This window comes from Peptacetobacter sp. AB800 (genome assembly GCF_047807365.1).
Lineage (GTDB): Bacteria > Bacillota > Clostridia > Peptostreptococcales > Peptostreptococcaceae > Peptacetobacter.
The window spans coordinates 1-9,171 of the sequence record NZ_JBLOUI010000061.1 but is presented as its reverse complement, the minus strand read 5'-3'; the positions used below and the strand labels follow the sequence as shown (position 1 = coordinate 9,171).

The window sequence follows — 9,171 nt, the reverse complement described above, 5'->3', positions numbered from 1 at the left end:
AAACAATCAGGGCATTTTATGTAAGGTTTCAATTTTCTCGACTCCTTTCCGTAGGGGGAATGTGTTTTTGGGTGAAATCATTGTAAACCCTACCGGGGTCGAGATTCAATAATAAATAAGTTAACAGAGCGTAATTTTTGATAAGGGGGGAGAAAAATGAGAAAAGCATATAAAAGAATAATAAGTACGGCTATGGTATTATCTATAGTAATACAAGGAAATACAGTATTTGCAAAAGAAATATCTAATAATAGTAACAATGAATCTAAAAAACTAGTGGTTGTGTACGAAAGAAAAGATTCTAAGGACTATTTAGATATATTAATCAACGGAAAAACAAATAAAAAAGAAATAAAAGACGGCAAACTTTGTGAAATAGTAGATGGAATAGATATGGCAGTTGTTGACTCAAATAAATCTACTAATTTAAAATCTGATATGACAAATCTAATTAAGAGCGGTGCAGAGGCATTTATCTACATAAATGGTGAGAATGTAGACGTATTTAGTGCTGATGACGTATCTAAAAAAATAAACAAATCAAATGAAACTAATGGCAAATCAAATGAGTCTAAAAAAGATGATTCAACTGAAACTAAAAAAGAAGATGTAAAAAGAGAATCTACATCTAAAGAAAATCCTTCAAAAGAAGGAACTAAAGAGGATGCAAAAAAAGACACTTCTAGAAAAGTAAAAGTTGAAATAACTTACAGACAGAAAAATTCGTCTAATGAATTAATATCTTTAAAAACAGCAACAACTGTATCATCTTCAGAAAAAGAAGAATCTAAAACTGAAAACAGAAAAGAAGAAGATAAGAATAAAGAAGAAGATAAAAATAACTCAAATCAGAAACCAGAACAAGATAAAGAAGAAAATAAGGATGAGAACAAAGACGAAGTAAGCTTCAACAATGAAGATGTACTAGGAAAAACTTCTACTGAATTAGTTGGAGATTACTATACAATAGGTAAAGAAGAAAGTAACTTTGCAAATTTAATAAATGATGCATTACTTAGCAAAATAGGTGCAGAAATAGCTATGACTAATGCAGGAACTATATTAAAATCAATACCAAAAGGCGATATAACTTATGGAAATATAGTAGAATCTGTAATATTTGGAAATACAGTTATAACTAAAAAATTAACTGGAAAACAGATAAAAGATGCAATAGAAGTCGGAGCTGAGATATATCCAGAAGCTAACTCTACATTCTTACACTTTGGAAATCTTACATACACAATAGATGTAAATAAAAAAGCTGGTAGTAGAATAACAGATATTAAAGTAAAAGGTAAAAAGCTTGATGAATCAAAACAGTATCTAGTTGCTATGAATGATTATATGTCTACAGATTATAGCTCTATATCTGGATCGGGTATTGAAAAAAATTACGGTGAATTAGATAAGGTAATAGCAAAATTTATAAAATCTAAAGGAACTATAAACTATAAAAATGATGGTAGAATAAAAGTAACTAAAACAGTAAATATAAATAGAGAAAAGGTTAAAAAAGTAGTTACTGCTATAGATAAATTAACATATGATAAGACAACATCTAATATAAAAGCGGTAAATGAAGCTATAAAAATGTTCAATGACTTAAATCAGGACGAAAGAAAACAAGTAACAAACTATAAAAAACTTGTTAAAATAGCAGATTCTTTAAGAAGCAATGGTGTAAATGTAAGTAAACCAAGTGGAACAGGATCTAGTTCATCATCAAGTAGTTCAAGTGGATCAAAACCTACACAGAAATCTCCAAAAACAGGTGATGCATCATCAATAGCAGGAGCAGCAGGAACATTTGTAGCATCAGCTGCAGCTTTTGGAGCGCTAAGAAGAAAAAAAGAAGACTAATAACTTGAATTAGTATTAATCCAGATAAATAATAATTGATTGAATAAAAAATCCCCACAAAAGATTGTAATTTAAAACTTCTGTGGGGATTTTAATTTTAATATAATATTTATCTCATTGTATCCTGTTTTTTTAACTGATAGTAATTATACACACCTAGTGCAAAACATAAAACACCGATAATTAATTTTTTCATATTTTTCCTCCTTAACAATCGAATTCGTCAAAATTCAAAAGCTCTCTTAGTACTCTCTTAATAATATCATAATTAAAGCCTTTATAAGCTAAATGCTGATAAATTTTTTGATTAATTTTATTTTTATCCTCGCCCTTTAGCCTTTTTAATCTTTTTTCAGCCAAATATTTGGCGTTTTCGTACTCTTCATCCGGATCAATTTGAGAAATAGCATCTTGAATATCCGATGCAGCTATTCCTTTATTATATAGATTTTGTTTGATTTTATTTTTACCAAACTTGCTAAGATTCATATTATCGTGGACAATCTTTTCCGCTAGAAGATTATCATCTATAAGTTTATATCCTTTTAAAAACTCTATTACTTCTTCTACGATATTTTCGTCGTAATCGTTTAATAATTTTTCTCTAAGTTTTTTTTCTGATTGATCAGACTTTGAAAGAATTGAAAGAGCCTTATTTTTTGCTTTCATATACATTTCATCGTGTAAAAGACTTTCAAGTGACTCTTTGTCTATTTCCATCCCTTTTTTTAAAGAATGTGTGTAGACAAGCTCTGCATAAACTGCCATAAAATATTCTTCATCGACATATATATTAACTCTATCTTTGCTTCTTTTTTGTGCTTCAATTTTTGTAATAATCGACATAAAAAACCTCCTCTAATGAGATAGGTTAATTTTAATCCACTTGAAAGACAAAGTCAACGAAGAAAAATGAAAGAATTGGCAAAATAAGTCGTTTGTTTTACCTTGTATTTTTATAGATTCATTCAAGAAAACGTGAATCTATGGTACAATAGATAATAGTAAAAGGAAAAGGAGAAGTTAGTTTCAATGGGGATTTTAGAACTAGTAGATAGTGCTAGAAAAGCGAATGATAAAAAATTGAGCAAATTTGAAAGTATAAAAGAGAAACAAAAGGTAGGAATTTTAGGAGGAACTTTTGATCCTATACATTTTGCACATCTAGCAACAGCAGAATTTATAAGAGATAAATACGATTTAGATTGGATTTTTTTCATACCAACTGGGAATCCACCACATAAATTGGGTATAAAGACAGATAAGTATGATAGATACAATATGGTTCTACTTGCTACTAAAACAAACAATAATTTTATAGCTTTAGATATAGAGATAGAAAGAAATAAACAGACGTATACAGTAGATACACTAAAAGATTTAAAGAAGATGTATCCAAATGCAGAGCTTTATTTTATTACAGGAGCAGATGCTATATGTGAGGTTGAAAGCTGGAGAGGTGTTAAGAAAAACTTTGAAATGGCTACATTTATAGCGGCTACAAGACCTGGGATAAGTCTTTTAAAGGCTCAGGAAAAGATTGAACAGCTTGAAAGAAAATACGATACATCTATTATAAGTGTGTATGTTCCTTCTTTAGATATATCATCTACATATATAAGGGAACAGATAGAAGCTGGAAAAACAGTAAGATATTTAATGCCTGAATCTGTGGAAAAGTATATGCAGAGAAAGGATTTATATAAGCAGATAGAAGAATAAAATAATTTGGGAGGTAAGTTCACTTTTAGGTGAACAAAAGAATTGATGAACTTAGATCAAATCAAAGAAAAACTAAAGGAATTGTTGACTGAAAAAAGATATATACATTCATTAAATGTTGCAGACAGTGCTAAGAAATTAGCTGAAATGTACGGTGCAGATGAAGAAAAGGCGTATTTAGCTGGTATAGTGCACGACTGTGCAAAATATTTTAAAACTGACAAAGTAGATTACTATGTAGCAAAATACGATATAGAGTTAGATGAATTAGAGGTTGGAAATATCGCACTTTCTCATAGTATAATAGGTTCATATGTAGCAAAATACGATTTTGGTATAGATGATGAGGATGTAATAAGTTCTGTAAGATACCACACAACTGGTAAAGTTGATATGAGCCTAATGGAAAAAATAATATATGTTGCAGATTTAATAGAAGTTGGCAGAGACTATCCAGGAGTTGATGAGTTAAGAGATTTAGCTTATGCAGGAGATATGGATGCAGCAATGATACAATCATTTGACAATACTATATCTCTTATGATAAAAAAAGGAAATACAATTCATCCTAGATCTGTAGCAGCGAGAAACTTTATGATTACAGAAAGAAAAAAGAAAAAAGCTATTAAAAATTTATAAATAAATTTAAAAATAGATTTTATTTTTAGTTCTATATGGTATAATAGTTTTAATATTTACAAGTAAGAGAACTATTTTGTAGTTTCATAAATTTAAGGAGGAAAGATAAATGACAGCAGATTTAACAGTAGAACAGATGGTAAAAGTTATAAACCATGCGATAGAAGATAAATTAGGAAGAGATATACTAATTTTAAATATAGGAAAAATAACAAGCTTAGCTGATTACTTCATAATAACTACAGCGTCATCTTCAAGACAGGTTAAGGCAATAGCTGATAAAGTAGAAGAAGATATGACTAAAAATGGATTAGAACCAAGAGGTAAAGAAGGTATAGACTCTCAGCAGTGGGTACTTCTTGACTACGGCGATATAATGGTTCATATATTTGATGAAGAAAACAGAGATTTCTACAACTTAGAAAAATTATGGAAAGATGCACCAGTTGTAGATCCAGATGAATTATAAAATTGTATTTAATCAAAAAGGACTATATTTATAGTCCTTTTTTAAAGTAATCAAACTTGACACTTAATATTAAAGATGTTAGAATGTTTGTATTAATCAAAAATAAAAAATATTTACAGACAGTCTGAAGTAGTAGGATAGGAGTTATTTCAGAGAGCTGGTGGTAGCTGCAAACCAGTATAACAAATTTCTGAACTTGTCAGAAAAGAGCTGTCGACCGTTGTCGGTTTAAAGACTCAACTAAGAGAGTTCAATTTATTTGAACTAATTAGGGTGGTACCGCGAGTATATAATATCCTCGTCCCTAAACGATTACGTTTAGGGATTGAGGATTTTTTTATTATACAGAAATAATAATTATTATATTTGAACTACTAAAAATAAAAAACAGGAGGAGAAAAAATGAGTGTATATGATTTCAAAGCCATAGAAACAAAATGGCAGAAAACTTGGAAAGAAAACAATCAGTATAAAATGGATACTGAACAGACAGAAAAACCAAACTACTACACATTAGAAATGTTCCCTTATCCATCAGGAAAACTTCATATGGGACACGTTAGAAACTATTCTATAGGTGACGTTATAGCTAGATTCAAAAAAATGAAGGGGTTCAATGTACTTCATCCAATGGGATGGGACTCATTTGGATTACCAGCAGAAAATGCGGCTATAAAACATGGTATACATCCACACAAATGGACTATGGAAAATATAGCTGAAATGAGAGAACAGTTAAATCTATTAGGATTAAGCTATGACTGGGATAGAGAAGTAGCTACATCTACGCCAGAATACTATAGATTTACTCAGGAAATATTCCTAAAATTATTAGAACAGGGATTAGCATATAAGAAAAAATCTTACGTTAACTGGTGTCCATCTTGTGAAACAGTTCTTGCTAATGAACAGGTTGTTCAGGGAGAATGTGAAAGATGTGGAACAACAGTTATAAAGAAAGACCTAGAACAGTGGTATTTCAAAACTACTGCATTTGCAGAAGAATTATTAAATGACTTAGATAAATTAGATGGTTGGCCAGAAAAAGTTAAAACAATGCAGAGAAACTGGATTGGTAAGAGTACAGGAGCTAACTTAACATTTACAATAGATGGAACTGAAGATACAATAACAGTTTATACAACTAGACCAGATACAGCTTACGGAGTATCATTTATGGTATTAGCACCAGAAAGTCCATTAGTTAAAGAATTAGTTGCAGGAACTGAATACGAAGCTCCAGTAGACGAATTCGTTCTAAAAATGCACAAAATGACAGAAATAGAAAGAACAGCTACAGATCTTGAAAAAGAAGGTATGTTCATAGGTAAATATGTAATAAATCCAGTAAATGGAAGAAAAGTGCCAATATGGATAGCTAACTATGTACTTGCTGACTACGGAACAGGTGCTGTTATGGCAGTTCCAGCTCACGATGAAAGAGATGAAGATTTCGCTAAAAAATACGACCTTCCAATAGTACCAGTAATAGATGAAGACGGAATAATGATAAATTCTGAAGAATTTAACGGTATGCCTGCTAAAGAAGCTTTCGAAAAAATAGTAGACAAAATGGAAGCAGAAGGAAAAGGAAAGAGAACTGTAAACTACAGATTAAGAGACTGGTTAGTTTCAAGACAGAGATATTGGGGATGCCCTATACCAGTAGTATATTGTGATGATTGCGGTATAGTACCTGAAAAGAAAGAAAATCTACCAGTATTACTTCCAACAGACGTTGAATTTACAGGAAAAGGAGAATCACCATTAACAACTTCTCCAACATTCACTGAAACAGTTTGTCCAAAATGTGGAAAACCAGCTAGAAGAGAAGTAGATACTATGGATACATTCATAGATTCTTCTTGGTACTTCTTAAGATATACTGACAACAAAAACACTGAAGAACCATTCAGAAAAGATATAGCTGATAAATGGGTACCAGTAGATCAGTATATAGGTGGTGTAGAACACGCTATAATGCATCTTCTTTACGCTAGATGGTTAATGAAAGCATTCCACAGCATGGGAATGGTAGAAGCTGATGAACCATTCAAAAACCTATTAACTCAGGGTATGGTTCTTAAAGAAGGATCAAAAATGAGTAAATCAAAAGGAAATACAGTATCTCCTCTAAAAATAATAGATGAATACGGTGCAGATACAGCTAGATTATTTATACTATTCGCAGCTCCACCAGAAAGAGACCTTGACTGGTCTGACCAGGGTGTTGAAGGATGTTTCAAATTCCTAAACAGAGTATATAGATTAGTTGACGAATTAGCAGAAGAAGTTAAAAACTGTGATGGTGAATTCGGTAAATTAACTTCAGCTGATAAAGATATGAGATTCACTATAAATAGTGTAATCAAAAAAGTTACATCTGATTTAGATGAAAAATTCGGTTTCAATACATCTATAGCATCTTTAATGGAATTAATAAACGAAATGTACAAATATAAAGAATTAGATGGAAGAAACTCAGCTGTTATAAAAGAAGGTATAGAAGCTATAGTTACAATAATATCTCCATTCACTCCACACTTAGGTGAAGAATTATGGCAGATGATAGGTAAAGAAGGAAGCGTATTCGATATAAGCTGGCCTGAATACGACGAAAAAGCTTTAGTTAAAGATGAAGTTGAAGTAGTTGTTCAGATAAATGGTAAAGTAAGAGGAAGAATGAATGTTCCAACTGAAATATCAAGAGATGATATGCAGGCTGCTGCTTTAGAAGACGAAAAAATAAAAGAATTAGTTGAAGGAAAAACTATAGTTAAAGTTATAGCTGTTCCTAAAAAATTAATAAATATAGTTGTAAAATAATAGAGAATACAGGTGCTGTTGTAATAACATTTAGAGATGTTTTGCAGCAGCATCTTTTTTTGTGTGGAATTTGTAATTTAACCTATATAAAATAATAAATAATATTGAAAAGAGATTAATCTAGGTATACAATAGACAAAGTGGACTAAAAAATTAAAAGAATACAATTTGTATTAAATATATAAATAAATCATAAAGTTAAAACTATAAGAAAAAATTAAAGAAAGGAGATTTTGATGGACGTAAATAGAATATTAGAATTTGCATCTGATGCTGGAGTTCTGCTTTTACAAAGTGGCGGAGAAACGTATAGAGTAGAAGAAACAGTTACGAGAATATGCGCTTCATTTGGAGTAGAGAAAACAGGTGTATTTGCAACTCCGACTGCGGTAATAGTATCTGCAACCGTTGATGGAAAGATAAGTTCAGTTGTAAAAAGAATAATGAAAAGAAGTACAGACCTAAATAAGGTATTTGAGATAAATGCTTTATCTAGAACAATATCTCAATATAACTTTGATATAGCAGTTTGTGAAAAAATACTAGCCGAAATAGAAAAAGGAAACTATTATTCAGATAATAGAAAGATATTTTTTGCAGGGGTAGGGACTGCGGTTCTTACCGTACTGTTTGGCGGTGGAGTAGCAGATATGTTTGCAAGCTTCTTTATAGGTTGTACTGTCAAATATGTCACAGGATTATTTGGAAAAATATCGCTTAACGACTTTTTTATAAATATGATTGGTGCGGCTATAATACCTACAATTGCAATATTATTAGTTAAGTTTAGATTTATATACACTATAGATAAGGTTATAATGGGATCCATAATGCTTCTTGTTCCAGGATTGCCACTGACAAATGCTATAAGGGATATACTTGACGGAGAGCTTTTATCTGGGGCTATGAAAATAGAAGAGGTTCTTTTAATAGGTATAGCTGTCAGTATAGGTATGTGTTTCGTATTAAACTTATACATAAGATACGGAGGGGTTTAAAATGAGATTGGCACTAGAAGTTGTACTATGTATAATAGCTGCATATAGTTTTGGAGTTATTTTCAATATAAAAGGAAAATATCTCAGAATATCTGCCATTGGAGGAGGAATAGCTTGGTTATCTTATAAGTTACTTTTAATGGTTGGTATGGAGAACAATCTTTCGTTCTTCTTTGCTACAATATGCTTTGGGGTATATGTAGAGGTGTGTGCGAGGTTGTACAATGCACCATCTACAATAATGAGTGTATGTGCAATGATAATACTTGTCCCAGGATATGGTGTATATAATACTTTTTATGCCTTCCTTACAAATGATTATACAGCGGGTGTAAGAAATGGTATATCAACCCTTATGATAGCTGGGGCTATATCTCTAGGTTTGGTATTTATAACGACTTTATTTAGAAGAAGAAAAACAAATGATATACTTGGAAAAATAATAAACTCATTTAAGAAGATAAATAAAAATTCAGATGGAGATGATGATATAAAAATAGAGGACTTCTAATTTGAAGTCCTCTTTTATTTCATATTTATGTATGGCGAATTGTCAAGCTAAGTGCAACAGTTTATCATAAAATATCTCGAAGGGTGTTTTAAACCCTAAACATTTTCTTGGTCTAGTATTTAGTTTATACTCAACTAACTGAA

At 30.9% G+C, this 9,171-nt stretch carries 8 protein-coding genes and 1 other annotated feature; of the genes, 7 read left to right on the top strand and 1 reads right to left on the bottom strand.

What is annotated here, in order from left to right:
• Positions 1 to 156 precede the first annotated feature (156 nt).
• Complete coding sequence (locus tag ACK2WN_RS11560) at positions 157 to 1,863, top strand: 5'-nucleotidase C-terminal domain-containing protein (RefSeq protein ID WP_416155652.1); 1,707 nt, start codon at positions 157 to 159, stop codon at positions 1,861 to 1,863.
• 207 nt (positions 1,864 to 2,070) lie between these two features.
• On the opposite strand, the gene recX is transcribed toward ACK2WN_RS11560, so the two are convergent.
• Positions 2,071 to 2,709 carry a recombination regulator RecX gene (gene recX, locus ACK2WN_RS11555; protein WP_270838370.1) on the bottom strand — a complete coding sequence of 213 codons (639 nt, stop codon included), beginning with the start codon at positions 2,707 to 2,709 and terminating at the stop codon, positions 2,071 to 2,073.
• Positions 2,710 to 2,895: 186 nt separating this feature from the next.
• Between recX and nadD the strand changes: the two genes are divergently transcribed.
• The 6 genes from nadD (at position 2,896) to ACK2WN_RS11525 (ending at position 9,028) form a co-directional block, all read left to right on the top strand.
• Entirely contained in the window at positions 2,896 to 3,585 is a 690-nt protein-coding gene (nadD, locus tag ACK2WN_RS11550) for a nicotinate-nucleotide adenylyltransferase (protein ID WP_329999142.1), read from the top strand.
• Positions 3,586 to 3,630: 45 nt separating this feature from the next.
• On the top strand, positions 3,631 to 4,224 hold the full coding sequence (gene yqeK / locus ACK2WN_RS11545; protein ID WP_416155651.1) for a bis(5'-nucleosyl)-tetraphosphatase (symmetrical) YqeK: 594 nt from the start codon (positions 3,631 to 3,633) through the stop codon (positions 4,222 to 4,224).
• A 109-nt stretch (positions 4,225 to 4,333) separates the two neighbouring features.
• Positions 4,334 to 4,693 carry a ribosome silencing factor gene (rsfS, locus tag ACK2WN_RS11540; RefSeq protein ID WP_300528869.1) on the top strand — a complete coding sequence of 120 codons (360 nt, stop codon included), beginning with the start codon at positions 4,334 to 4,336 and terminating at the stop codon, positions 4,691 to 4,693.
• Positions 4,694 to 4,802: 109 nt separating this feature from the next.
• Positions 4,803 to 5,002, top strand: a binding site (T-box leader).
• Positions 5,003 to 5,095: 93 nt separating this feature from the next.
• Complete coding sequence (leuS, locus tag ACK2WN_RS11535; RefSeq protein WP_329999137.1) at positions 5,096 to 7,519, top strand: leucine--tRNA ligase; 2,424 nt, start codon at positions 5,096 to 5,098, stop codon at positions 7,517 to 7,519.
• Positions 7,520 to 7,755: 236 nt separating this feature from the next.
• The gene (locus tag ACK2WN_RS11530) at positions 7,756 to 8,517 is read left to right on the top strand and encodes a threonine/serine exporter family protein (protein ID WP_329999136.1); all 762 of its coding nucleotides are present in this window, start codon (positions 7,756 to 7,758) and stop codon (positions 8,515 to 8,517) included.
• Position 8,518: 1 nt separating this feature from the next.
• Positions 8,519 to 9,028, top strand: coding sequence for a threonine/serine exporter family protein (locus ACK2WN_RS11525; protein WP_416155650.1), 510 nt, complete (start codon positions 8,519 to 8,521; stop codon positions 9,026 to 9,028).
• Positions 9,029 to 9,171 lie beyond the last annotated feature (143 nt).

Bases quoted from the DNA above. Each gene is read 5' to 3' on its own strand.
- ACK2WN_RS11560 (WP_416155652.1), top strand. From the start codon at position 157: ATGAGAAAAGCATATAAAAGAATAATAAGTACGGCTATGGTATTATCT.
- recX (WP_270838370.1), bottom strand. From the start codon at position 2,709: ATGTCGATTATTACAAAAATTGAAGCACAAAAAAGAAGCAAAGATAGA.
- nadD (WP_329999142.1), top strand. From the start codon at position 2,896: ATGGGGATTTTAGAACTAGTAGATAGTGCTAGAAAAGCGAATGATAAA.
- yqeK (WP_416155651.1), top strand. From the start codon at position 3,631: ATGAACTTAGATCAAATCAAAGAAAAACTAAAGGAATTGTTGACTGAA.
- rsfS (WP_300528869.1), top strand. From the start codon at position 4,334: ATGACAGCAGATTTAACAGTAGAACAGATGGTAAAAGTTATAAACCAT.
- leuS (WP_329999137.1), top strand. From the start codon at position 5,096: ATGAGTGTATATGATTTCAAAGCCATAGAAACAAAATGGCAGAAAACT.
- ACK2WN_RS11530 (WP_329999136.1), top strand. From the start codon at position 7,756: ATGGACGTAAATAGAATATTAGAATTTGCATCTGATGCTGGAGTTCTG.
- ACK2WN_RS11525 (WP_416155650.1), top strand. From the start codon at position 8,519: ATGAGATTGGCACTAGAAGTTGTACTATGTATAATAGCTGCATATAGT.